This window comes from Brevundimonas sp. UBA7838, from assembly GCF_002500885.1.
Classification (GTDB): domain Bacteria; phylum Pseudomonadota; class Alphaproteobacteria; order Caulobacterales; family Caulobacteraceae; genus Brevundimonas; species Brevundimonas vesicularis_C.
On the sequence record NZ_DLTK01000128.1, the window covers coordinates 13013 to 36207 of the forward strand.

27 protein-coding genes and 3 tRNA genes are annotated in these 23195 nt (G+C 63.8%); 16 read left to right on the forward strand and 14 right to left on the reverse strand.

The window, feature by feature from the left end:
- Nucleotides 1-52: 52 nt before the first annotated feature.
- From B3T77_RS12805 to B3T77_RS12835, 7 genes are all read right to left on the reverse strand, one after another.
- Nucleotides 53-955, reverse strand: a complete 903-nt coding sequence (locus B3T77_RS12805; protein ID WP_292080063.1) for a helix-turn-helix domain-containing protein — start codon at nucleotides 953-955, stop codon at nucleotides 53-55.
- A 60-nt stretch (nucleotides 956-1015) separates the two neighbouring features.
- Complete coding sequence (locus tag B3T77_RS12810; RefSeq protein WP_292080065.1) at nucleotides 1016-1444, reverse strand: hypothetical protein; 429 nt, start codon at nucleotides 1442-1444, stop codon at nucleotides 1016-1018.
- Nucleotides 1441-1662 carry a helix-turn-helix transcriptional regulator gene (locus B3T77_RS12815; protein ID WP_292080066.1) on the reverse strand — a complete coding sequence of 74 codons (222 nt, stop codon included), beginning with the start codon at nucleotides 1660-1662 and terminating at the stop codon, nucleotides 1441-1443. Before B3T77_RS12815 ends, B3T77_RS12810 begins: the two co-directional genes overlap by 4 nt.
- A gap of 77 nt (nucleotides 1663-1739) precedes the next feature.
- Nucleotides 1740-2414: a hypothetical protein gene (locus B3T77_RS12820; RefSeq protein ID WP_292080067.1), complete on the reverse strand. Its 675-nt coding sequence runs from the start codon at nucleotides 2412-2414 to the stop codon at nucleotides 1740-1742.
- Entirely contained in the window at nucleotides 2411-3733 is a 1323-nt protein-coding gene (locus B3T77_RS12825; RefSeq protein WP_292080070.1) for a tyrosine-type recombinase/integrase, read from the reverse strand. Before B3T77_RS12825 ends, B3T77_RS12820 begins: the two co-directional genes overlap by 4 nt.
- A 284-nt stretch (nucleotides 3734-4017) precedes the next feature.
- Nucleotides 4018-4212, reverse strand: coding sequence for a DUF2842 domain-containing protein (locus B3T77_RS12830; protein ID WP_292080075.1), 195 nt, complete (start codon nucleotides 4210-4212; stop codon nucleotides 4018-4020).
- Nucleotides 4212-4463, reverse strand: a complete 252-nt coding sequence (locus B3T77_RS12835) for a transglycosylase (RefSeq protein ID WP_292080077.1) — start codon at nucleotides 4461-4463, stop codon at nucleotides 4212-4214. Before B3T77_RS12835 ends, B3T77_RS12830 begins: the two co-directional genes overlap by 1 nt.
- A gap of 134 nt (nucleotides 4464-4597) precedes the next feature.
- On the opposite strand from B3T77_RS12835, the gene B3T77_RS12840 reads away from it, so the two are divergent.
- Nucleotides 4598-5698: a COX15/CtaA family protein gene (locus tag B3T77_RS12840; protein ID WP_292080079.1), complete on the forward strand. Its 1101-nt coding sequence runs from the start codon at nucleotides 4598-4600 to the stop codon at nucleotides 5696-5698.
- Here the strand turns inward: B3T77_RS12840 and B3T77_RS12845 are convergent.
- A complete protein-coding gene (locus tag B3T77_RS12845) occupies nucleotides 5667-7052 on the reverse strand; it encodes an alkaline phosphatase PhoX (protein ID WP_292080080.1) in 1386 nt (461 codons plus the stop codon). The genes B3T77_RS12840 and B3T77_RS12845 overlap by 32 nt on opposite strands.
- 260 nt (nucleotides 7053-7312) lie before the next feature.
- Between B3T77_RS12845 and rplM the strand changes: the two genes are divergently transcribed.
- The 4 genes from rplM (at nucleotide 7313) to msrB (ending at nucleotide 9880) form a co-directional block, all read left to right on the forward strand.
- Nucleotides 7313-7789, forward strand: coding sequence for a 50S ribosomal protein L13 (rplM, locus tag B3T77_RS12850; RefSeq protein ID WP_055809236.1), 477 nt, complete (start codon nucleotides 7313-7315; stop codon nucleotides 7787-7789).
- A 2-nt stretch (nucleotides 7790-7791) separates the two neighbouring features.
- Nucleotides 7792-8286, forward strand: coding sequence for a 30S ribosomal protein S9 (rpsI, locus tag B3T77_RS12855; RefSeq protein WP_017503896.1), 495 nt, complete (start codon nucleotides 7792-7794; stop codon nucleotides 8284-8286).
- A gap of 100 nt (nucleotides 8287-8386) precedes the next feature.
- Nucleotides 8387-9337: an N-acetyl-gamma-glutamyl-phosphate reductase gene (gene argC, locus B3T77_RS12860; RefSeq protein ID WP_292080084.1), complete on the forward strand. Its 951-nt coding sequence runs from the start codon at nucleotides 8387-8389 to the stop codon at nucleotides 9335-9337.
- A 39-nt stretch (nucleotides 9338-9376) separates the two neighbouring features.
- Nucleotides 9377-9880, forward strand: a complete 504-nt coding sequence (msrB, locus tag B3T77_RS12865) for a peptide-methionine (R)-S-oxide reductase MsrB (protein WP_292080086.1) — start codon at nucleotides 9377-9379, stop codon at nucleotides 9878-9880.
- Here msrB and B3T77_RS12870 read toward each other — a convergent pair.
- Both B3T77_RS12870 and phaC read right to left on the reverse strand, forming a co-directional pair.
- Nucleotides 9877-10254 carry a hypothetical protein gene (locus B3T77_RS12870; protein ID WP_292080089.1) on the reverse strand — a complete coding sequence of 126 codons (378 nt, stop codon included), beginning with the start codon at nucleotides 10252-10254 and terminating at the stop codon, nucleotides 9877-9879. The two genes, msrB and B3T77_RS12870, sit on opposite strands and share 4 nt — an antisense overlap.
- On the reverse strand, nucleotides 10251-12191 hold the full coding sequence (gene phaC, locus B3T77_RS12875; RefSeq protein WP_292080090.1) for a class I poly(R)-hydroxyalkanoic acid synthase: 1941 nt from the start codon (nucleotides 12189-12191) through the stop codon (nucleotides 10251-10253). The genes B3T77_RS12870 and phaC overlap by 4 nt, the downstream gene beginning before the upstream one ends.
- 106 nt (nucleotides 12192-12297) lie before the next feature.
- Here phaC and B3T77_RS12880 point away from each other — a divergent pair, with 106 nt between their 5' ends.
- The 9 genes from B3T77_RS12880 (at nucleotide 12298) to B3T77_RS12920 (ending at nucleotide 17573) form a co-directional block, all read left to right on the forward strand.
- Complete coding sequence (locus tag B3T77_RS12880; protein ID WP_292080092.1) at nucleotides 12298-12723, forward strand: hypothetical protein; 426 nt, start codon at nucleotides 12298-12300, stop codon at nucleotides 12721-12723.
- A 39-nt stretch (nucleotides 12724-12762) separates the two neighbouring features.
- Nucleotides 12763-14574 (forward strand): single-stranded-DNA-specific exonuclease RecJ, encoded by a 1812-nt coding sequence (gene recJ / locus B3T77_RS12885; RefSeq protein WP_292080094.1) that lies wholly within the window; start codon nucleotides 12763-12765, stop codon nucleotides 14572-14574.
- Nucleotides 14575-14652: 78 nt separating this feature from the next.
- Nucleotides 14653-14727 (forward strand) — tRNA-Glu (locus B3T77_RS12890).
- Nucleotides 14728-14947: 220 nt separating this feature from the next.
- Nucleotides 14948-15487, forward strand: coding sequence for a cold-shock protein (locus B3T77_RS12895; RefSeq protein ID WP_045811719.1), 540 nt, complete (start codon nucleotides 14948-14950; stop codon nucleotides 15485-15487).
- A 21-nt stretch (nucleotides 15488-15508) separates the two neighbouring features.
- On the forward strand, nucleotides 15509-15988 hold the full coding sequence (locus B3T77_RS12900) for a DUF192 domain-containing protein (protein ID WP_292080100.1): 480 nt from the start codon (nucleotides 15509-15511) through the stop codon (nucleotides 15986-15988).
- Between the two features lie 45 nt (nucleotides 15989-16033).
- Nucleotides 16034-16110, forward strand: a tRNA-Pro gene (locus B3T77_RS12905).
- 77 nt (nucleotides 16111-16187) lie between these two features.
- Complete coding sequence (locus tag B3T77_RS12910; RefSeq protein ID WP_039245189.1) at nucleotides 16188-16493, forward strand: ETC complex I subunit; 306 nt, start codon at nucleotides 16188-16190, stop codon at nucleotides 16491-16493.
- A gap of 19 nt (nucleotides 16494-16512) precedes the next feature.
- A tRNA-Arg gene (locus B3T77_RS12915) sits at nucleotides 16513-16589 on the forward strand.
- Between the two features lie 27 nt (nucleotides 16590-16616).
- Nucleotides 16617-17573, forward strand: coding sequence for a rhodanese-related sulfurtransferase (locus B3T77_RS12920; protein ID WP_292080103.1), 957 nt, complete (start codon nucleotides 16617-16619; stop codon nucleotides 17571-17573).
- Nucleotides 17574-17580: 7 nt separating this feature from the next.
- Here B3T77_RS12920 and B3T77_RS12925 read toward each other — a convergent pair whose 3' ends face one another.
- From B3T77_RS12925 to B3T77_RS12935, 3 genes are read right to left on the reverse strand one after another with little or no spacing between them, the layout of a single operon-like run.
- On the reverse strand, nucleotides 17581-18387 hold the full coding sequence (locus tag B3T77_RS12925) for a DUF1295 domain-containing protein (RefSeq protein ID WP_292080105.1): 807 nt from the start codon (nucleotides 18385-18387) through the stop codon (nucleotides 17581-17583).
- Nucleotides 18384-19022, reverse strand: a complete 639-nt coding sequence (locus B3T77_RS12930) for a ChrR family anti-sigma-E factor (protein WP_292080107.1) — start codon at nucleotides 19020-19022, stop codon at nucleotides 18384-18386. Before B3T77_RS12930 ends, B3T77_RS12925 begins: the two co-directional genes overlap by 4 nt.
- Complete coding sequence (locus tag B3T77_RS12935; protein WP_292080109.1) at nucleotides 19019-19579, reverse strand: sigma-70 family RNA polymerase sigma factor; 561 nt, start codon at nucleotides 19577-19579, stop codon at nucleotides 19019-19021. Before B3T77_RS12935 ends, B3T77_RS12930 begins: the two co-directional genes overlap by 4 nt.
- Nucleotides 19580-19763: 184 nt before the next feature.
- Between B3T77_RS12935 and B3T77_RS12940 the strand changes: the two genes are divergently transcribed.
- A complete protein-coding gene (locus tag B3T77_RS12940; protein ID WP_292080111.1) occupies nucleotides 19764-21101 on the forward strand; it encodes an NAD(P)/FAD-dependent oxidoreductase in 1338 nt (445 codons plus the stop codon).
- Nucleotides 21098-21892: a DUF1365 domain-containing protein gene (locus B3T77_RS12945; RefSeq protein ID WP_292080115.1), complete on the forward strand. Its 795-nt coding sequence runs from the start codon at nucleotides 21098-21100 to the stop codon at nucleotides 21890-21892. The genes B3T77_RS12940 and B3T77_RS12945 overlap by 4 nt, the downstream gene beginning before the upstream one ends.
- 56 nt (nucleotides 21893-21948) lie before the next feature.
- On the opposite strand, the gene B3T77_RS12950 is transcribed toward B3T77_RS12945, so the two are convergent.
- Entirely contained in the window at nucleotides 21949-23076 is a 1128-nt protein-coding gene (locus B3T77_RS12950) for a zinc-binding dehydrogenase (RefSeq protein ID WP_292080117.1), read from the reverse strand.
- Between the last annotated feature and the right edge of the window lie 119 nt (nucleotides 23077-23195).

Sequence of the window (23195 nt, forward strand, 5' to 3'; positions counted from 1 at the left end):
GATCGCAAGCTCATGTGACCCATCCCAACAATGCCGGGGGGGGGCGGTCCTATCAGTCGAAGGCGGTCCAGTCGTCCTCGCCGGCGGCACCGTCCACGTCGCCAATTTCGCCCGGCCGATCATCCACCAGCCACGACTCCCACCGCCGCGATCGAAGAATCTTCTCGGCGGCCTGGTGACCGTTGAGATCGTCGTTGTAGGCGTCCGGGCCATGCATCGCCGCAATCGTGCCGCGTGCGGCGGCTTCCAAGTCCACGCGCTCGCCGGCAAGCTTGCGCAGCGCGCGCGCAATTCGAGTCTTTCTTGATCGATCACGGCCGACGCCGTGGGTTTGGCGGAAGATGCGCGTGGTGAGCTCTTCAATCCGCTCTTCCGAACAACAATCGTCAGATTGGCCGAAGGACGATCGGACAAGATTCTTTGTTCGTGGTTCTTCTTTGTAGATCTCTTCCAAGTGGATTGTCGGTTCAGCGGCGCCGGTGACTTTGGCGCCGCTGAACCGTTGACTCGGCGCCGATGGCCCGATCACTCGTTCAAGGTGGGAGCTGTACGCGGACTCTGTGTCCCGTTTGCCGGAGTCGACGCCTCCCCCGCAGCGCGCGGTCATAGATCGACTAACTGGCGCCGCCGACCCGGTCGCTTCGTCAGAACGGCCGGCCGTGTTCGCTCGATCTCCTGGGCGTGCGAAGAGGGTCGGATTAAGCAAATAGACGTTGGTCTTCCGTCTTCCATCTCGGCGCTTGAGGAGGAAACCTGCCGCGACCGCGCACCCGAGATGATACCGAACCGTCCGCTCGTTCAATCCGACAGCCCGCGCCAAGGTATCCATGGAGGGAAACGCCTCGCCTTCCTCTCCCATGTAAGAAAGCAGGGTCGACACCACAAAGAACGTGACCGTCGTAAGCGTCCCGGTTTGGTCGCGCGCGACCGCTCGGCGCAGCTTCTCCTCCGTCAACCTTCGATCAAGCTGAAGCTGCTCCTTTCGGGAGCGAGGCTTTAGGAGAGCGCCCATGAGTTAGACCCGATCCTCGCTCATGATCAGGGCGTAGCGGTGCGAGCGGCCGCGACCGCGACCAGCAGAGCGATCGATCCAGAGGTGGCCGCCGCTTTCCAGGGACAGCAGACCCTGCCGTAGCCATTTGCTAGCCCCATCGGCTCTACGTGACGGGGCCGCGACGGCGTCGAGAGCCACCAGCGTCGCGGCTATCTCGGGGCCGTTTCGACGCAGGAAAGTCGACACCGCCCAAGCCACGCGGAAGGCGGCGTTGCCCTGCCGCCGATCCCGTGCGACTCCGCGTAGCCAACGGTCCTGAACCAGATCGCTGGGTCGGGTGATAGAGCCGGTGGGCGGGGTGTAATCGGGACGCTCGGCGCCCGCCAGAACATCCCGATTGCCGCCGCTCGCCACGCCATCGGCGGCGGGGGTGTTCGATTTCGGGGTCACGCTGCGTTCGCCTCAGCGCGACGGTCGGCGACCCAGCGCCGCACATCCTCGAGGCTCCAGGCCTTCCGAGCCGTGCCAATCTTGCAGGGGCGGGGAAAGCTACCGGCCTTCACCAGGCGATGCAGCTGGGTGCGCGAGACGCTGGTGAGGCGGATCACCTCCTTCACTTGGATCAGGCGGTCGGCGTCAGAAGCTAAAGTCTGGGGTTCGGGGGTCATGTGCTGTCTCCGTTCGACCGTCCATCGCGGCCTTGGAGCCCAACGAAACCTCTATGCGCCGCCAGAGTCCCCGCAGATCATTTGCTCCCATTTGATCTGCGCTTCCGTCCACGCCTCACTCTGTCGCGCAGCTGGGTCTTAATGCTCTCGAGCTCAACCTCGGGGCGGTCCAGGCGCGCCGCCCACTCGTTAATGACATCGGCCTGCTTCTCGGTTGCCCCATCGACGCGCCGAATGATGTCAACGACTGCTGCGTCGTATGCCGCTCCGACCTCGGACGGGCCGGGTTTGCGACCTGGCGGCGCAGCGCGAGGTAGGTTGTGCAGCATCTGACGTGCCTGTCCCGCCAGACCGGCAATCATCGGAAGAATCAGGGCAGCCGCCAGGTGATCATTGTCGTTCAGAGCGTTCCAGAGATCGTCCAGCAGTGGCAGGACCTGGTCACGAACAGTCGATGCACCAGGAATGAGCCGAGCAGCAGCCATGACGTAGATGCTGTCGCCTACCGCGCCCATCATTCGGTCTCGAATGCCGGCGGGAAGACTGCCCTCTGCGAAGTCGAGGATCTCCACACCTCGCCCTGTCAGGTCTCGCTCCGCATCGATAAGCCATTCGGGCAGGGCGTTGCGAGGGCCGCAGCGCTCGAGCCAAGCCTGCCGCTCAGCCGGAAGGGTCTTGGTCCACCGGCGAGCCTCACTGCCGAGCAGTGATTCAATCTGCCCGTCGACCGGTGCGGCTCTGTCGAGGCTCACGCCGCACCTGCAGGACGGATCGCGACGACATCGCCCCCGGTTAGACGCTCGAGCTTCGCCGCCCATAGGTTCAGGGCTTCAGCGGCCTCGGCGTCGAACCGGTAGCGCGCGTAGATGGCGGTAACGCTGCTGTCTCCCTCGGCATGGTTCAGCACCCGGCTGATCACCCTGCGATCGACGCCCAGCATCTCCATGTGGGTGGCGCAGGTCCGGCGCAGATCATGGACATGCCAGTCGGGCAGGGCATGCGCCTTTCGGTCGAAGAGCTCGTGAAGCGCCTTGGCGATGGCTTTGCCGACCTCGTCATCCAGCCGGCGCTTGAACTTCGACCAAGCCGAGGGCGGCTGGTCGCCCCCGACTCCGCTGGCGAAGATGTGCTCGAGCAGCTGGCCTTCCACCTGCAGCTTCGGAGTGCCGTCGATCAGGCGCTTGGCGAGGGGCGAGAGCGGGACGGCGTGGGCCCGTAGGCGCTTCGTCCGCCCGGCCGGGATCAACCACGCCTCTAGCTCCTGCGTCTCTCCAGTCCGGCCGTCGCGGTGTTCGAGCTTACCGATCTCGCAGCGGCGCAGTCCCGCCACTTCACCCCGCCGCTGACCGGTGACCAAGGCCAGCCGCACAAGGCGGCCATAGGGATCGCCGACGCGGCCACAGGCATCCCAGACCAGCCGGATCTCCTCGTCGCTCAGGTAGCGGTCGCGGGAGACCTCATCGGACGGCTTCTCGATGTCAGCGGCCGGGTTGGCCGTGACGATGTGTCGGCGCTTCGCCCACCGCATCAGCTTCTTGATGAAACTGACCAGGCGGTTCGCGGCAATCGGGGACGTCTGCGCCTTCTTGTAAATCAGGTCGGAGATCTCGCGCGCGGTGATGGACCCGATCGGCCGTTCGAGCCAGTCGGCCAGATCCTTCTCGACCTTCCGCTGCATCTCCGTCTTGGTCCGCAGCTTGGCGCCGCCCCCGCGCAGAGTGTCTTCGAAGTAGGCGTCGCTGACGGCCTTGAAGCTGTCGGTGCCGCCGGCGGCCGCCTTCGCCTTCTCCTCGGCGTCGCCGGGAGCAATGCCGTTCTGGGCATCTTCGATGATGCGACGGGCGGCCTCGCGCGCGGCGGCGAGTTCGGTGTTGCGGGTGGTGCCCAGGCTTCGGCGGATCTGACCAGGGCGACCCTTCACGCGGGTGACGACGAGATAGCTGCTGGCGGTCTTCCCGACCCTGAGCATGAAGCCGGGCACGAGATCATCGTTTAAGATAATGGGCCGCCCGTCAGACGAGGGCGCGCGGTTGATGCTGCCTCTGTCGCCACCCGTCAGCCGAACCCGCATCACCGCCTCCGTTGTCACAGCGTTGTCACAGCCTCGGGCGGTTCATACCGGCACAGGCTGGAACAAGGTGTTCGCTCTAAGTCGCGGTGGATGCAAGGAAAGCGCCAGAACCACGGAACAGCATGGTCGGTGCGGAACTGGCTGAAACGGCGCTCGCTACGCCTGGGGGTCAAGGGGTCGCAGGTTCGAATCCTGTCGCTCCGACCATTCTTGAAAAAGAATGATGATAGTGGGGTCGTCCTTGCGGGCGGCCCCATCGCCGTATCTGGGGCCAGGTTCGACGCTCAGCCCCGCTCCGCCCATCTCAGCAACGGGATGAGCGGCAGGCCCCAGGCGGTCCCGCCGATGCCGAAGAAGACGAAGTCGATCCACTGCGACGGGGGCAGCATTCCGCGCAGGGCGATCAGACCCCAGACCCAGAAAACGAGAAAGAGCAGCACGCCGATCGCGGCGACGAAGCGACGCAGACGCGGCGGCATCAGCGCTTGTTCCGGAACAGGAAGAAGGCGACCAGACAGATGCCCGATCCCACGAGCGCCCACGGCACCCAGACCCAGCTGTCCATCGTGCTGACCGCGAAGACCCGCACCGCCAGAAACCATCCACAGGCCAGGCCCGTCCCGGACACAAGGCTTGTGCCGCCGAAGCCGCGCCGGGCCGTCAGAAGGTCCGCGATCCAGGCCAGCAGCAGGCCGCCTGCGACGGCGGCGGCGATATCGGCGTATTGCAACCCTGATCTCCTGCGGCGACAGCGCCGTTAACTCAATCCGACTCGATCTTGTCGCTTGGGGCGGGCATACCGCACCGGTCGCGTCTGGTCTTCGTTCGACGCGACACCATATCCGGGTCAGTGTCAGGCGTCGAATGAACCGTTTCGGAAATCCAGATCGTAACCGCGCCGTCGCCGTATGGCTGTTCGCCACGGCCGCCGTCGTCTTCCTGATGGTGGTGATCGGCGGCATCACGCGGCTGACGGGCTCGGGCCTGTCGATCACGGAGTGGAAGCCCATCATGGGCGCCATTCCGCCTCTGAACGACGCGCAATGGGCCGAGGCCTTCGAGAAGTACAAGCAGATCCCGCAATACGCGCAGGTCAACGCCGGCATGAGCCTGGGCGAGTTTCAGGGCATCTTCTGGTGGGAATGGCTGCACCGGCTGATCGGGCGTCTGGTGGGTATGGTGTTCGCCCTGCCGCTGATCGTCTTCCTGCTGTGCCGTCTGGCGCCGGCTCGGTCGGTATTCCACCAGTGGGCCATGCCCAACCGTCTGATCTGGCGCTGTGTTCTGCTCCTGGCCTTGGGCGGCCTTCAGGGCCTGATCGGATGGTGGATGGTGTCCAGCGGCCTGTCCGAGCGTGTCAGCGTGGCGCCGGAGCGTCTGGCGACGCACCTGGGCCTGGCGTTCGTCCTGTTCGCGGCCCTGATCTGGACGGGGCTGGAGGCCTGGAACGGTGAGGATCACGGCCGGCCGCCGTCGGGTTGGGCGAGGGGCGCCGGTCTGCTACTGGGCGCGGTATTTCTGCAATGTCTGGTGGGCGCCCTCGTGGCCGGCGGTCATGCGGGGCTTGTCTATACCGACTGGCCGCTGATGAACGGCGCCGTTTTGCCGCCGGCCGACTGGAGCCTGGGCGCGGCCGCCTTCCTGCACGATCAGGCGCTGACGCAGTTCAATCACCGACTGGTGGCCTATGGTCTGCTGATCGCCGTCAGCATCTATGCTTTCCAGGCGTGGCGCTGGCGCGTAGCGGAGGGAATGGGGCTCGGCGCCTTCACGCTTGCGGGTGTGATCTGGTTCCAGGCTCTGCTGGGGATCGTGACCCTGCTGCACGCGGTTCCGGTGTGGCTTGGCGTATTGCACCAGGCGGGCGCCGCGATCGTGCTGGCGACGGCCACCGTGAACCTTTGGTTGGTGCTGCGGGCTCAGCCGCGCATCTTCATGTCCGGACCGAGGACCATGGGCCTCTGATCGCCAGGGTCATGCCGGGGTACATGATGTTGACGAACAGCACCTCGCCATCCGGCGAGAAGCAGGCGCCGGCAAACTCGGAGTTGGCGGTGAAGACGTTGCGGCCGATCGTATAGACCTTGCCCTCTGGCGTGACGCCTTTCAGGTGGTTGCGGACGTCCGAGGAATAGTTGTCCTCGCACAGGATCAGGTGTCCCCAAGGCGCGACGGTGATGTTGTCGGCCATGTTCATCGTCTTTGGATTAGTGCTCTCGACGAACAGCTGAAGACGATCGGCGGCGCCGTCGAAGCCGGGAACAAGGCGCAGCACCTGACCGCGGCGGATCGGCCCGCCCGAGGTCGCTGTGAAATACAGCTCGTCATCGCCCCACCAAACGCCTTCGCCCCGCGCAACCCAGGCCGCGCCGGCTGCATGACCGCGCTTGGCCAGGTCGCCATTGGGAGACTCGACGTCGTCCAGATCGATCCATTCGATCTCCCTCCAGTCGCCGACAGCCCAGGCGCGACCGTCCTGATTGCGGGTGTCGGCCGAGGGTGCGCCTTTCCAGGCCATCGCCTGAAGCCGGCCGCCCTCGATCAGCTTGCCGAGCGCATTGGGAATGAAGCGATAGAAGAGGCCGGCGTTGTCGTCTTCGGTCAGATAGACGACGCCGGTGCGGGGATCGACGCAGACGGCCTCGTGATCGAACCGGCCCATGGCCTTGAGCGGCACGGGATCGACCAGGCCAGTCGCGGTCGCCGGCACTTCGAAGACCCACCCGTGGGCCTTGGTCACATCGGCGTCGGCCGGCGTCTCCAGCGTCTCCTCGCAGGTCAGCCAGCTGCCCCACGGCGTCGGGCCACCGCAGCAGTTGGTCGAGGTGCCGGCCAGCGTCAGATGCCGGCTGACCATCTGGCGGCTCGCCAGATCATAGATGATGGTGGAACAGCCGCCGGGCAGCGGGCGGCCATTCTTGTAGGTGTCGTAGCCTCGGCTGGCGTCCAGCAGGTCAAGCCGTTCCTCACGAAGGCCGCCAGGACCCAAGTTGCGATGCAGGCCGCTGGAGCCCTTCAGCTCGTGATTGACGACAAGGGCCACGCGAGACCCTTCAAGCGGGAAACAGGCCATGCCGTCGGGCTGCCCCGGAGCGAACAGGCCGTCGTCCATCGTGTCGCCGCTCTGGGCGACGACCTGATAGGAAAAGCCTTCGGGCAGATCGAGCAGACGATTGGGATCGCGCAGCAGAGGTCCGTAGCCATGGACCTCGTTGACGTAGGTCTCTTCGCCCGCCGTCTGAGCGGCGGCGTGACGCGCCAGTCCCGAGAAGGCGGCGGCTGCGCCCGTGGCGATCAGACCACGACGATGAAGGATCATGGGGGCTCCAAAGCTGTCGCCGTTGCGATGCCCGCCTATAATCATGGTTTGATGACGTTTTATGTTACGCCGTAACGCTACTTGGTCTCTTCGCGTCAGGTATTTTAATACCGTATTTGAAAAATCGCTTTTAAACAATACGTTGTGGCAAATGTGGTGTTGTCGTGTGCGTTGACGCGACCAATCGTCTCCTGTATCAGCGCGCCTTCATTCGGTTCCCTCGGGGGCCGGACCCGATTTTCGTCTCCAGGAACCCCCTCATGCTGAAGAGCACTACGGCTTCGTTGAAGCCGGCCGAGGTCGAGAAGAAGTGGATCCACATCGACGCCGAAGGCGTCGTGGTGGGCCGCCTTGCGACCTTCATCGCCAACCGTCTGCGCGGCAAGCACCGCGGCGATTACACCCCGCACGTCGATTGCGGCGACTATGTCGTCGTCACCAACGTCGATAAGGTGGTGTTCACCGGCAAGAAGAACACCGACAAGATCTACTATCGCCACACCGGTCACCCGGGCGGCGTCAAGTCGACGACGCCTGAGAAGGTTCTGGGCGGCCGTTTCCCCGAGCGCGTGCTTGAAAAGGCCGTCGAGCGCATGCTGCCCAAGGAAAGCCCCTTGGCCCGCAAGCAGATGACGCACCTGCGCCTGTTCTCTGGCAACCAGCACGACCACGAAGCCCAGCAACCGGAAACGATCGACTTCAAGTCGGCGTCGCCCAAGAACACCCGGAGCGTCTGAGCATGACCGACGTGACCAACACCGAAACCGCAACCGGCTTCGACGCGCTGAAGGGCCTGAGCTCTTCGGTCGAGAACGACGCGCCCGTCTATGTCCAGAAGCTGGACGCCCAGGGCCGCGCCTATTCGACCGGCAAGCGCAAGAACGCCATCGCTCGCGTCTGGGTGAAGCCCGGCACCGGCAAGATCACCATCAACGGCAAGGACCAGGAGCAGTATTTCGCTCGTCCCGTGCTGCGCATGATGATCGCTCAGCCGCTGACCGTCTCGGACCGCGCCACGCAATATGACGTGATCTGCACCGTCGAAGGTTCGGGTCTGTCGGGCCAGGCTGGCGCCATCCGCCACGGCCTGTCGCACGCTCTGACGCACTTCGAACCGGAACTGCGCAAGGTTCTGAAGCCGCACGGCTTCCTGACCCGCGACAGCCGCGTCGTCGAGCGCAAGAAGTATGGCCGCGCCAAGGCTCGCCGCAGCTTCCAGTTCTCGAAGCGCTAATCGCGTTTACGCGGTTTGGATTTGGGCGCTTCGGGGAGACCCGGAGCGCCCTTTTTCTTGCGCCTTTGCTCCTTAAGCGGAGAAGGGACGGGAGAGACAAATGACCCATACCATCTTCATCGACGGCGAGGCCGGCACCACGGGGCTGGAAATCCGCGAGCGGCTGGAAGCGCGCCCGGATTTGAAACTGTTGTTGCTGGGCGACAGACGTCGGGATGAGGATGCGCGGCGCGAGGCGCTGAACGGCGCCGACGCCGTGATCCTGTGTCTGCCTGACGATGCGGCCCGAGAGGCCGTGTCCATGATCGACAACCCATCGGTCAAGGTGATCGACGCCTCGACCGCCTATCGGGTCGCGCCGGGCTGGGCTTATGGCTTTCCTGAAATGGATGCCGGGCAGCGTGCGCTGATCGCGCGCTCTCAGTTCGTGTCAAACCCCGGTTGCTATCCGACCGGTTTCATCGGCCTGATGCGGCCGCTGGTGAAGGCGGGTCTGGTTCCAACTAACTATCCGGTCACGGTCAATGCGGTGTCGGGCTATTCCGGCGGCGGCAAGACCATGATCGCCGAGTTCGAGGCGGCCCGAGAAAACAGTGGGGGCGCTACGACCGCCTATCGCGCCTATGGCCTGACGCTGAGACACAAGCATGTGCCTGAAATGACCAGACACACAGGTCTGAGCCGAGACGTGCTGTTTACGCCGGCGGTCGGCAACTACCGCCAGGGCATGCTGGTGGAGGTTCCGCTGCATCTGGGGGCCCTGCCGGAAACCCCTTCTGTCGAACGGCTGCACGGCGCTCTGGTCGAGGCCTATGACGGCCAGCGGTTCGTCGAGGTCGCCGACCTGGAGGAGACCGAAGCCATGACCGGCATCGAGCCCGAAGGCCTGAACGGCACCAACCGATTACGCTTGCATGTCTTCGGCGATCGCAATGGCGAGCAGGCGCGGCTGGTCGCTTTGCTCGACAACCTGGGCAAGGGCGCGTCGGGCGCGGCGGTGCAGAACCTGAATATCATGCTCGGCCTGGATGAGGCGACCGGGCTGGTGTGAGCCCTGAAACCAATCGGCGCCGTTCGTCGTATCAGGGACATGACCCAGTCCCTGATCCTGCATCGCCGGGGCCTTCTGATGAGCGCCGGCGCGCTCGCCCTGTCCGCCTGTTCGCCTGAGACGTCCGAAGCCGGGGAGGGGCAATATGCAGCCTCGCCCTATCGTCGGGTGTCCGATGCGGATTGGCGACGACGCTTGGGCGAAGCCTCCTGGCGCGTCATGCGGCACGAGGGGACGGAGCGTCCCTATTCCAGCCCGCTGAACGATCAGCACGCTCGCGGGACCTTCGTCTGCAAGGGCTGCGATCTGCCGCTGTTCCGATCGCAGTGGAAGTTCGATTCCCACACCGGCTGGCCCAGCTTCTACGACATCATCGCCGCCAATATCGGCAAGAAGCGTGACCTGGCCATCGGCATTCCACGCACCGAATATCATTGCGTCCGCTGCCTGGGACACCAGGGGCATGTGTTCGACGATGGTCCGCGTCCGACGGGGCTGCGCTACTGCAACAACGGCGTGGCGCTGAAGTTCGTGTCGGCCTAGGCGCGACGGGCGCGCACGGCTGAATCGACGGTCAGGCCGAAGATGACCGAGGCGATGATCACCAGCAGCCCATAGTCGTGACCGGCGAAGAATACGGGCGCGCAGGCCATGGCGATGACGATCAGTGGAAACAGTCCGGCCCACACCGCCGTGCCCGGCGTGCTGACGTGGATCAGCGGCTGGGCGACCGGTCGTTTCATCACGCGCGCCATTCGTTCGTTGAGCAGGACAAAGGCGGCCGCGCAGATGACGGCCGAGATCACGTATTTGACCGTGTTGCCCGGTTCGCCGAACAGGCTGGCCGTCATGATCAGCAGGATCAAGGCGACGCCTGTGCTGACGGCGAGGAGGGCGTTGGGTTCGAGACGGTTCAAGACTTCACTTTCACATAGCTGCCCGGCGCCGGCTCGATGGGCTTGAGCGGGCCCATGGCCGGGTCGCGGGCGGGGATTTGCTTACCGGATCGCGCGCTGAGCCAGGCCGCCCAATGCTCCCACCAGCTGCCGGGATGTTCGACGGCGTCAGCCTGCCATTCGGCCAAGGTCGCGGGCAGGGCAGGGTTGGTCCAGTGCTGATACTTCTTTGCGGCGGGGGCGTTGATGACGCCGGCGATATGACCTGACCCGGCCAGGGTGAAGGTCACATCCTTGCCGCCAAACAGCTTGGCGGACCGATAGACGGAGTTCATCGGCGCGATGTGATCCTCGCGGCTGGCCTGGAAATAGAGCGGGATCTCGACCTTCGACAGGTCCGCCGTCAGGCCGCCGATCTCGAACTGCCCCTTGGCCAAGGCGTTTGCCACATACATCTGACGCAGATAGTCGAGATGCAGGGTCTTCGGCATGCGGGTCTGATCGGCGTTCCAGAACAGCAGGTCGAAGGCGGGCGGATCCTTGCCCAGCAGATAGTTGCTGATGAAGAAAGACCAGATCAGATCGTTAGACCGCAGGGCGTTGAATGTTTCCGCCATGGCTGCGCCCGGCAGGACGCCGCCCGCCGCATCCATCTGACGCTCGATCTCGGCGATCCAGTGTTCGTCGGTAAACAGCAGCAGGTCGCCGGCCTCGGCGAAGTCATGCTGAGCGGCGAAGAAGGTAGCGGCGGCGATGCGCTTATCGTCCTTGGCCGCCATATGGGCCAGGCCAGCGCCCAACAGGGTGCCGCCGATGCAATAGCCCACGGCGTTCAGTTGCTTGGTTCCCGCCTGCTCCAGCGTTTTCTCGACCGCGCGATAGATGCCCTTTTCCAGATAGTCGTCGAAGCCGAAGCCAGCCTTGTCCCTGTCCGGATTGATCCAGGAACAGACGAAGACCGTAAAGCCCTGCGCCGACAGCCAGCGGATCAGTGAGTTCGCCGGCTGCAGGTCCATGATGTAGAATTTGTTGATCCAGGGCGGGAAGATCAGCAGCGGGATTTCGTGCTGGCTCTCAGTTGAGGGTGCGTACTGGATCAGTTCGAACAACTCGTCGCGCCAGACAACCTGGCCCGGCGCGGTGGCGACGTTCTCGCCGACGACGAACTTGCCATAGTCGGCCTGACTGATGCGCAGCGATCCCCCGCCACGTTCCAGATCGGCGGCGAAGTTCTGCATGCCCTTCACCAGTGATTCGCCGCTGGTCTCCGCCAAGGCTTTCAGCGCAACGGGGTTAGAGGCCAGGAAGTTGGACGGCGAGAAGGCGTCGGTCAGCAGACGGGTGAAGAACTGGGCGCGACGTTTGAGAGTCGGATCGACGTCCTCGACCCCGGCGATCAGGCCGTTCATCCAGTCCGACGTCAGAAGATACGACCGCCGCATCATGTCGAACATCGGGTTTTCGGACCAGACCGGGTCCTTAAATCGCTTGTCGGCTGGCGCGGGATCGGGCGTCTCGCCGGCCGCCTGACGCGCCGTCGATGACCAGAGCTGCATATAGCGGCCAAACAGGTCAGCCTGGGCCTGAATCATCTTGTCGGGCTGGGCGGCCAAGCTGGTCATGACTGACGTCATGGCTGGCGCGACGTTGAAGGGATCGGCGGAAAGGGCGGCCGGGCGATCGGCCTGGGTCAGCGCCGCCTCGGCGATCGCGCTCTGGGCCATCATGGCCGCCTTGGCCAAGTTGATCGACAGGGTTTCGATCAACTCGGCCTGGTTGGGCGTCGCAGCAGTCGGCTCAGGGGTCGGCTGTGCATGGGTTTCAGAGTTAGCTTCCCGCGTTTCGGCAGGTTTCGACTTGGGTTGACGAGGCGGGCGGGGCTTGGCGGACGTCGGACGTCCGGCCTTGCGTGCGGGGCGGTCGGGGGCGTCTGTCGGCGTTTTGGGAGTCCTGGCCATGATCGTCCTTCGCGTCCTGCGCCAAAGGCTGGTTCATCCACCCTTCCGCGCACCGCGATGATGGCATAAGACCATCAAGGAAATGAACGCGTCGCACTCGAAAAAGATGATCCTGATCGCCGCAGCCGCGATCGCGACGCCACTGAGCGGCTGTGTCGGCGCATCCGCCTCCAAGACGGAGGCTGTCTCGCCGCTTGCGCCACGTATCCAGGAACTGGTCGACGCCAATCGGCGCTATCCGCGCTGGGAGGACTTTCCGGCCGCGCCGACCGATCTGCCGCCGGTCACTCAGGTCGCGTCGAATGTGCAGCGCCTCCAGGGCGATAGCGCGACGCTGACCAGCGAGATCGCACGCATCGACTGGACGCTCGGCGACGCCGAGGCGCTCGCCGCCGAAACACGCGCGGCCGTGAACGCCGTTCCGGTGTCGCCTGACGCCGTCCGAACCCAGGCGGATATCGAGGCCTTCGCTCAAAGCCTGCGTGACAGGGCCAAGGCTCCGCCGCCGCTCGACCGCCGCCCGATGCGATGACCGGTCGCGCGGGAGGCAGAATCCCGCGATAATGCGCTGATGGCAGACGACAGCGGCGCAAAGACTCTGAACGCATTCCTCGGCGTGTCTCGATCCCTGTCCGGGCGCGCCTGGCGTCAACGTCCGGCCGACGCCGCAACGACGCGCGCGCACATGCAGACCCTGAACCTGGAAGAACCGCTGGCCCGGGCCTTGGCCTCGCGGGGCGTTAGCGCCGACCAGGGCCAAGATTTCCTTACCCCGACCGTGCGCGCCCTGTTTCCCGATCCCTCAAGCTTCATGGACATGGATGCGGCCGCCGATGCGATCCTGAACGCATTACAGGCCAAGGCGAACATCCATGTCTTCGCGGACTATGACGTGGACGGCGCCTCCAGCGCGGCTCTGCTGGTGCGTTGGTTCCGGGCGATGGGACATACGCTTTCGATCTATGTTCCGGACCGGATGACCGAAGGTTACGGCCCCAGCGCCAGGGCCTTCGATACGCTGAAGGCCTCGGGCGCCGATCTGGTCATCACGGTGGATTGCGGGGCTGCAGCGAACGAAGCCCTGGCCCATGCGGCCGCCATCGCCCTGAACGTCGTCGTGATCGATCACCACCTGATGCGCAGCGAGCCGCCGACGGCGTTGGCGGTCGTCAATCCGAACCGGCCGGGCTGCAACTCGGGTCAGGGAAATCTGGCGGCGGCGGGGGTCGTGTTCGTGCTTCTGGCGGCGCTGAACCGGGAGGGGCGTCGGCGGGGCCTGTTCGCCGAGAAGCCCGTGCCGGACATTCGCCAGTGGCTGGATCTGGCGGCGCTGGGCGCCATCTGCGACGTGACCGGCCTGACCGGCTTCAATCGCGCGCTGACCGGCCTTGGGCTGAAGGTCATGAGCGACTGGCGCAATCCGGGTCTGCGCGCGCTGTTGGCGGCGGCCGGCGCCGAACCGGGACCGGCCAAAAGCAATCATGCCGGTTTCATCCTGGGGCCGCGCATCAATGCGGGAGGACGCATCGGTCGCTCCGATCTGGGCGCGCGGTTGTTGTCGACGGATGATCCGGCCGAGGCCGAGGCCCTGGCGATCGAACTCGATGCCCTGAATCTATCGCGGCGCGACGTCGAGCGGGCCGTCACTGACGCCGCCGTTCGTCGGGTCGAGGCGACCGGCGCCCATGCCGACGAAAGCGCGGTCGTCGTCGTCGCTGGCGAGGACTGGCATCCGGGCGTCGTCGGGATCGTCGCCGGCCGTTTGCGCGAGCGCTGGCGCAAGCCGGTGATCGTCATCGGCGTCGATCCCGTAACCGGTCTCGGGAAGGGCTCAGGCCGGTCACAGCCAGGCATGAATCTGGGACGCGCGATCCAGGCGGCCTGGGAGAGCGGGATCCTGCTCGCTGGCGGCGGTCATGCCATGGCGGCAGGCCTGACGATGGACGGTGCGCGCGTGTCCGAGCTGAACGCCTTCCTGAACGAGAGACTCGCTACCGAAAGGGTCGAAGCTGTCGCACAGGACGTGCTGGAGATCGACGCCCTAATCGACCCCGCGGCGGCGACGCGCGATCTGTTCGAATCGTTCGAGCGTCTGGCCCCATTCGGCCCTGCCAACCCGGAACCCAGCTTCGCCCTAAGCGGGGTTCAAGCCCGCGAACCCGTCGCCATGAATGGCGGTCATGTGCGGTGCCGGCTGGTCGGTCCAGATGGCGCGTCGGTCAAGGCCATCGCCTGGCGCTGCGCCGATCTGCCGACGGGCCAAGCCTTGCTGTCGGGGCAGGGCGGGCTGAGCATCGTGGGCCGGCTGAAGGCTGACGACTGGAATGGGCGCAAGGGCGTGCAGTTCGAGATCGAGGATGTCGCCGATCCTCGAATGATCTGACGGCGGCTCCAAAAAACTGAAAATCGACGCTTGCACCGCTCCGAGGGCGCGGCTATATCGCCGGCTCTCCCGCGCAGCGGTCCCTTCGTCTATCGGTTAGGACGTCAGGTTTTCAACCTGAAAAGAGGGGTTCGACTCCCCTAGGGACTGCCACGCGGGCAGTATTATGGTTGAGCCTTCGAGGCTCTCGGCAAGCAGCCTAGCGCAGATTGCACGAGAGACTGGCGGTCATTCGCCAGCGCCTGCGATGCGCGTCTGCACTCTCCCAAACGCAAGCTTCTGCATAGACGCGCATTTTCCGCTTTTCAAAATTTCGCGGAACGGTGTTAAATATAAAACGAGTCCGCTGGAGGCGCGGGCGGGGGTTTTTTAAGTGTCTGACTTTAGAGAGACGGAAACGGCGCAGACCGTTCGCGTCACTGGGCGCGTGAAGTGGTTCGACGCCGTCAAGGGCTACGGTTTCATCGTCCCTGACGATCCGACCCTGACCGAAACGAGAGATGTCCTGCTGCATATCAGCAGCCTGCGGGATCTCGGCCGTGACGCGGCCGATGAAGGCGCGACCATCACCTGCGACTGCGTCAAGCGCGCCAAGGGTTGGCAGACGATCGAGATCCATGACCTGGGCGAGGGCGAAGCGACGCCAGCCGTGCGTCGCCCTGTGACTTCGCCGCCGCCGCGGCCGGTCGCCGAAAGTGACGAACAGCTCGAGACCGCCCTGGTCAAATGGTTCAATCGGACCAAGGGCTACGGATTCGTCGTGCGTGATCGTGAGCCGGGCGATATCTTCGTCCACATCGAAACCCTGCGTCGCTGCGGCCTGGATGATCTGATTCCTGGCGATGCGGTGCGGGTGCGGTTCGCCAACGGGCCCAAAGGTCTGGTGGTTGCAGACATCAGAACGGGCGACTGATCGAGCGCCCAGGAGAGGCGTATGATCAAGGCGACAAGACGTTTTGCAATGGCGGGCTTGGTTATGCTCGCTCTCGCTGGATGCGCGGCCAAGGCACCAGTCGGCCCCAATGGCGAGCCGCTGCAGAAGTTGGCCGTCGTGACCACGTCGGGCGAGCATCAGTTCTGGGTCGAGATCGCCGACGAAGAGCCCGAACGTCAACGGGGATTGATGTTCCGTCCGCCGCTCGAAGCCGACCGCGGCATGCTGTTCCAGTGGCCGGGCGAAGCGCCGCGCGAGCAAAGCTTCTGGATGCGCAACACGCCGAGCTCCCTGGATATTCTGTATATCGATCCACAAGGCCGGATCGTCTCGATCGCTTCGCACGCCACGCCCTTCTCCGAGGCGCCGATACCGTCCAGCGGCGCCGCCAACGGCGTCTTGGAACTACGGGCAGGGCGGGCGGCCGAAATCAACGTCAAGCCGGGTGACAAAGTTTTACATCCTTATTTCAAGCCTTGATTGCGGATCGCCTCGCGAAGTGCCAATAGAGCGCTCCGTTCGGTCCGGGGTGTAGCGCAGCCTGGTAGCGCATCTGGTTTGGGACCAGAGGGTCGGAGGTTCGAATCCTCTCGCCCCGACCAACGGAAGGCCGCTGGATCATATGTCCAGCGCGCGTTATGGCAGGGTCACAGACCCCGCCGTCACTGAGGATTTCGCCATGTTGGCTCGCATCTACCGCCCGGCCAAAACTGCGATGCAGTCGGGCAAGGCCAAGAGCCGCGACTGGCGGCTGGAATTCGAACCCGCTTCGGCGCGCACCATCGATCCGCTGATGGGCTGGACCAGCTCCACCGACATGAACGGCCAGGTCCGTCTGAGTTTCGAATCGAAGGAAGAGGCGATCGAATATGCCGAGCGTCACGGCATCGCCTTCCGTCTGCACGAGCCGAACGATCCGCCGGTGATCATCAAGGCCTATGCCGACAATTTCGCCACCAACCGTAAACAGTCCTGGACGCACTGACGCCTGACGTCTTGCCAGAGCGCCCATAGCTCAACCGGATAGAGCACCCGCCTTCTAAGCGGGATGTTGCAGGTTCGAGTCCTGCTGGGCGCGCCATCTCCGGCGCATTCTAGGGGCTGATCCATGACTGACCATCAGACCTCGTCCGATCAAGCCGTCCGTGTCGCCGCACTCTACCGGTTCGCGCCGGTGGCCGACCCCGAAGCCGTACGCCAGACGCTTCAGGCGGTCTGCGACGCTGGGCAGGTGAGAGGGACCCTACTCGTCGCGCCGGAAGGTCTGAACGGCACCATCGCCGGATCAGAGGCGGCCATCGCAGCAGTGCTGTCCAGGATCCACGCCATGCCAGGCTTCGAGACGCTCGAACTCAAATACGCCTGGACCGACGCCCTGCCGTTTCACCGGATGAAGGTGCGCGTCAAACGCGAGATCGTCACCATGGGACAGCCGAATCTTGACCCTGCGAATCAGGCAGGCGTCTACGTTGCGCCCACGGACTGGAACGCCCTGATCGCCGATCCCGAGACCTTGGTGATCGATACGCGCAACGACTATGAGGGCGAGATCGGCGCGTTCGAGCGGGCCGTCCAACCCAATACTCGCAGCTTTCGCGATTTTCCCGACTGGTTCCGGAGCGAAGGTCGCGCCCTGATTGAGCGGACTGGCGCCAAGCGCGTGGCCATGTACTGCACCGGCGGCATTCGATGTGAAAAGTCGACCGCCTTCCTGAAGGCTGAGGGTGTGGAAAACGTCCACCATCTGGAGGGCGGCATCCTCCGCTATCTTGAGACAGTGGATGAGGATCAGAGCCTATGGCGTGGGTCGTGTTTCGTTTTCGACGAACGCGTCTCGGTCGGGCACCGCCTGAGCCAAGGTCCCCACTCCTTGTGCCGGGGATGTCGTCTGCCCGTGGACGAGGCCGGTCGGGCTTCGCCGCATTATGTCGAAGGCGTATGCTGCGAGCGCTGTCACGACGCCCGCGACGCGGTCCAGCGGCAGCGATATGCCGAGCGTCATAGGCAGATGGAAATGGCCCGCGAGCGGGGCGAAACGCATCTGGGGTCAGCTCAGAAGGACTAAGATCGCCTCAACGACGGGGGGGGCGAGGGAAGAAGGCGCTGGTGCGGGCGGCATAGGCCTCGAACGCCTTGGGTCTTGATTGTCGCATATGCTCTTCCAGCAAGGGCACGCCAGATACCTCAGTCAAAAGCCAGTACATATAGGCTGGTCCGGTCAGCGCTAACCAACCCCAAGGCCATTCGCCGCTCAGATTGATGGCGAACACAGGCCAGGCGCACCAACTCACCCATTCGAAGAAATAGTTCGGGTGGCGTGACCAAGCCCACAGACCGACATCGCAGACACCACCCTTGTTGGCCGGGTTGCGTTTGAAGGCCGCCAACTGGCGATCAGAAATGGCCTCTCCAAACAAGGCTCCGACAAAGATCAATGTCGCGAAGGCATCCTGGAGCGTCAGGCCCGGCGCCGGGTTGCGCGCCGCCGCCATCACGCTGAGCGCCAGGAATGCCGCGGCTCCGGCTTGCAACATAAGGAAGCCGAACATCTTGACCTGAAAACCGGCGCCCCAGTCCTCTCTCAGACGCGCATAGCGAGCGTCCTCGCGCTCTTCATGGGAGGCGCGAGCAGCGATGTGGGACCCCAGCCGCAAGCCCCAAAGCCCGATCAGAAGCGCTGCAAGATACTGGCGCAATGACGGAGCGGCGCCGTCGATCGGGAAGAGTGCGACGCCGACGCCAGCCGCTCCCAGTCCAAGCGACCAGAAGGCGTCCGCCCAACCGCCCTGGCCCGTTCGTTTCTGGACCAGCCACGCCACAGACATAGCGACGACGAGAAACAGGGCGGCGACACCCCAAATGGTCGCGAAAGCCGTCACAGGCGAACGAAGGGCTGGATCAGCTTGCCGACCCACCCATCCAGCTGAATCTGACCGTCAAGCGCGACGACGCACAGGCACGGCTCGTCCGACACTACACGGGGTTGGTGCAGCACCTCCGGATCCGCCTCTTCGAAATCGCCGACGTCGAAACGCTCGGTTTCGGTCGCATAGGCGCCGGAGATCACGCAGGTCAGCTCGACGCCGCCATGTGTGTGTTTTGGCGTCTCACGACCCGATTCAATCTTCAGAAGAATGACGCGGCAATCCCCGTCTCGCGGCGCATGGACATCGCGCACGCGCATCCCCGGCCCAACCCAACGCCATGGGCCCAGCGCATAACGCCGCAGCGGCTCGGGCAACTCGGGCATGTCGTTCAACGGCGGGCTGTGGCTGGCTTTGCCGGCATCCGTCTCGATCCGCGCCATCGCCAAGGCGAGCGCATCATTCGACAAGGGGGAGGGGTGGGTCTCGTCCAAAAACTCCCCGCCCACGGCCTGCAGGTCGCGCACCCAGGCGTCATTAGTCGGTCGCATCGCCAGATGCGCCGCCATCACCACAGCCTCGGGCGGACTGAGCGTGCCGGCCGCATAGGCCAGCAAACGTTCCTCGGAGGGATTGCGCTGAGGTTTCATCGCGCAGCCTCCTCGGACAGCGCGAGGATCAGACGAAGCTTGGTCATGGCGTTACGAATACGGGATTTGACGGTGCCGAGCGGCAGGCCGAGGTGTTTGGCGATCTCGGAATGAGAGTTGTCCATGAAGAAGGCCAAACGCAGGACCTCGACATGGTCGGCGCTGAGCCGCGCCAGGGCGTCGCGCACGCGATCTGCGTCTTGCGACATCGACAGCAGTTCATCAGGTCGGCGGACATCGTCCCCCGCCAGCTCGATTTCGGGCGTCGGCAGGGGACGCGCGTCACGACGAAGCATGTCCAGCCGACGGTTGCGAGCGATGGTGAAAATCCACGTGGCGGCGCGCGCCTTGGACGAATCAAACAGATCCGCCTTGCGCCACACGGTCAGCATGGCGTCCTGCGCGAAGTCTTCGGCCGCTCCGGGCGTCGCGCCCGACTTGATCAGCCAGGCCTTCAGCCGCGGTGCGAAATAGGCAAAGAGCGCAGCGAAGGCGTCACGATCGCGCCTCAGGGCGATCTGTTCGATCAGCCGATCGTGCAGCAGCGGATCAGACAAGCTGTCGAGCGCCTTCACGCGGTTGGACCGACATGGCGTTGATGCGAAGGATAACGGCTCGGCATGCATGAACACTAATACGCTCAGCGGAAATGTCTGGATCAATCGCGATCCGAACATGACGGCGACCCGTAATCCGTTCATGCCCTAGCGATTGCGCTGCGGCGTATCTTTCGGAGTTTTCATGCCTCTGTCGTCCGCGACGCCCTCTGTCGAACGTCAAAAGATCGCTGTGGTCGGATCTGGCGTCGCCGCGCTGTCTTCGGCTTGGCTTCTGTCGAAACGCCATGACGTGACGCTTTACGAAAAGGGCGACCGGCTGGGCGGGCATTCGAATACGGTGATGGCCAGCGTGCCTTCCGGCGACATTGCGGTCGACACTGGCTTCATCTGCTTCAATGACGCGACCTATCCCAATCTGATCGCCCTGTTCGAGCATTTGGGGATCCCGACACGCGCGACGGACATGTCGTTCGCTGTCTCACTGGATGACGGGCAGTTCGAATATGCCGCGCCAGGCTTGTTTGCTCAGCGTCGCAATGCCCTGCGTCCTCGTTTCTGGTCGATGCTGAGCGAAATCCTGCGTTTCTATCGCGACGCGCCAAAGGATTTGGCTGCGATGTCCGATTCTTCGCTGACGCTCGGCGACTATCTAAAGCGGGAAGGGTTCAGCGAGGCGTTCCGCGACGATCACCTGTTGCCTATGGCCGCCGCGATCTGGTCATCGCCGGCGCACACGCTGATGGACTATCCGGCCGAGTCGTTCATCCGTTTCTGCGGCAATCACGGCCTGCTGAAATTGGTGGGGCGGCCGCTGTGGCGCACCGTCGAGGGTGGCAGCCGCGTCTATGTCGAACATCTCGCCCGCACGATCCAAGACATTCGGTTGGATCACGGCGTTACAGCCGTGCGGCGTAGCGACCATGGCGTCTTCGTTCACGACAGCCAAGGCGGCGTCGAGCGCTACGACCAGGTCGTGATCGGGTCCCATACCGACCAGGCTCTGGCGATGCTTGCCGAACCGACGACGCAGGAGAAGGCGCTGCTCGGCGCTTTCCGGTACAGCCGAAATCTGACCGTCCTGCATACCGACGCCGACCTCATGCCGCATCGTCGTCGCGCCTGGGCCAGCTGGAACTATATCGGCGCGGACGACGGCCTCTGCGTCACCTATTGGATGAACCGCTTGCAAGGTCTGCCGGGCAACGACCTTTTCGTGACGCTCAACCCGCCACGTCCGCCGCGGGCCGACACGATTTTACGCAGCGAACTGTACGAGCACCCCATCTTCGATCCCGCCGCCATAGAGGCTCAAAAGCAGTTGTGGAGCCTGCAAGGGCAGGGGGGCGTCTGGTTCTGCGGGGCCCACTTCGGCGCGGGCTTCCACGAGGATGGCCTGCAATCCGGCCTCGCCGTCGCCGAACAACTCGGCGGCGTGCGTCGCCCTTGGTCTGTCGCCAACGAAAGCGGTCGCATTCATTTGACGACGCCTATAGGCGCGCAGCTGGAACGTGCCGCGTGACACTCAGCTCGGCCCTTTATCGCGGCCGGGTCATGCACCGACGCCTTCGCCCCAAGATCCATAAGCTGAACTATCGCGTCTTCTGGCTCCTGCTCGACCTGTCGGAAATCGATGATGTGGACGCGCGCCTGCGCCTGTTTTCGCGCAATCGATTCAATCTCTTGTCCTTTCATGACAAGGATTACGGAGACGGTTCTGGCGCGCTGCGTCCCCAGGTGGATGCGTGGATGGCTCAAGCCGGCATCGACTTAAAGGGCGGAACTGTCCGCCTGTTAACCATGCCACGCGTCCTCGGATACGTTTTCAACCCGATCAGCATCTACTATTGCCATTGGCCCGACGGACGGTTGGCCGCCATGGTGTACGAGGTGACCAGCACCTTCGGCATCCGCCACGCCTATGTCATTCCGATCCCGATCGAAGATCAGGCCGCAGGCGTCATTCGGCAGGGCGCGGCCAAGGCGCTCTATGTGTCGCCATTTATGGGCATGGAGATGGATTACCAGTTCCGTGGTCATACGCCGGGCGATCGCCTCGACATGACGATCGATGGGCTAGATGCCGAAGGCGTGCTGATCACGGCCGCTATGGCGGCAAAGCGGGAACGCCTGGAGGATCGCAGCATCGCCGCTGCGACAGCAGCGATCCCGCTGATGACGTTCAAGGTGGTCGCGGCGATCCATTGGGAGGCGCTGAAGCTGTTGCTCAAGGGCGTCGGTCTGACACGGCAGCCTAAACCGGCAGGCTCGCCAGTGACCATTCAACGCCAAGCCCAAGAGAGCCGTCTGTGACCCAGAGTGGCAACGTCACCTTGTCGTCTAAGATATATTATCGGCAATTCTAGTCTTCAGTTTGTAGTTGGATCGATCAGGAATTTCTCTCCCGTCGCCTTCCGCTCGTAAGCAAGCAGAGTTTCTGGGTCGAGCGCTTCAGCAAGTCCTATTGTGCGTGTGTAGCGCGTCGCGAATGTGGTGGTCAGGTCGTCAAAGACGCGTTTGCGCATTCTCGACACGGTATCGGAACCAACCTTCTGCATGAAAGGCGTCAATAGCCACCCGGACACGCCCCACTGGAAACCAAAAGCAAGACGATTCAGAATCATCGGCGAAGTATCGAGCGCGCCGTAGACGTAGAGCTGTTTGAACGTTGATGAGCCATATCGGCTGTATTCGGTCATACGGTTGACTGCGCCACGTTCCATCGCGTGCATGATTTCGCCGCCCAGCGATCCGCCGCCTATGGCGTCGAACGCGACAGTGGCGCCGGTTTCAGTGACCGCGTCGGTGAGTTGTGTTCGAAAATCATCTTCGCGGCTGTTCAGGACATGGGTCGCCCCCGCGTCCTTCAGCAGTCGCAACTGATCTTCAGAACGCACGATATTGACGAGTGGCACACCGTCTTGGGCGCAAATCCGCTGGAGCATCTGGCCCAGGCTGGATGCGGCCGCAGTATGGACGATTGCGGAATGTCCCTCGGCCCGAGCGGTTTCGACAAATCCGAGCGCCGTCATGGGATTGACTGTCAAGGCTGCGCCTTGGGCGGCCGTCACACCTTCGGGAATCGGCAGGGCGTCGCGTGTTTTGATCTTTCTCAGATCGGCGTACATGCCGCCCCCGATCATGCCGACCCGACGCCCGATCCAGTCCTTCGCTTGATCACCGGCAGCGATGACGGTCCCTGCCCCTTCGTTGCCGACCGGAAGCGACTGGTTGATCCGGCCAGCCATGCCGCCCATCCGCGCTGGTGGAATATCGAGGCTAAGCTGAGGGGCGCCGTCCGACACATCCCTGCGGACAGAAGCTGCATCCGCCGGACCAAGCAGCAAACCGAGATCGCTCGGATTGATGGGCGCCGCCTCGACACGGACAATGATTTCGTCTGATGCCGGATCATCCAGCACAATCTCCGCAAGCGACAGCGTTAGAACCCCGTCCTTATTCACCGTTGATCGTAATTCACGCGTTTTGTGGGCCATGAAGATGGGTCCTTATCGAGGCATCGGGTGGTGAACGGATGCACAACGTTTTGTGTCCCGCGATCGGTTCAGATCTGGTCTGACGCGCGTGTCATCCTCGATCTGGCCGCCACATAACG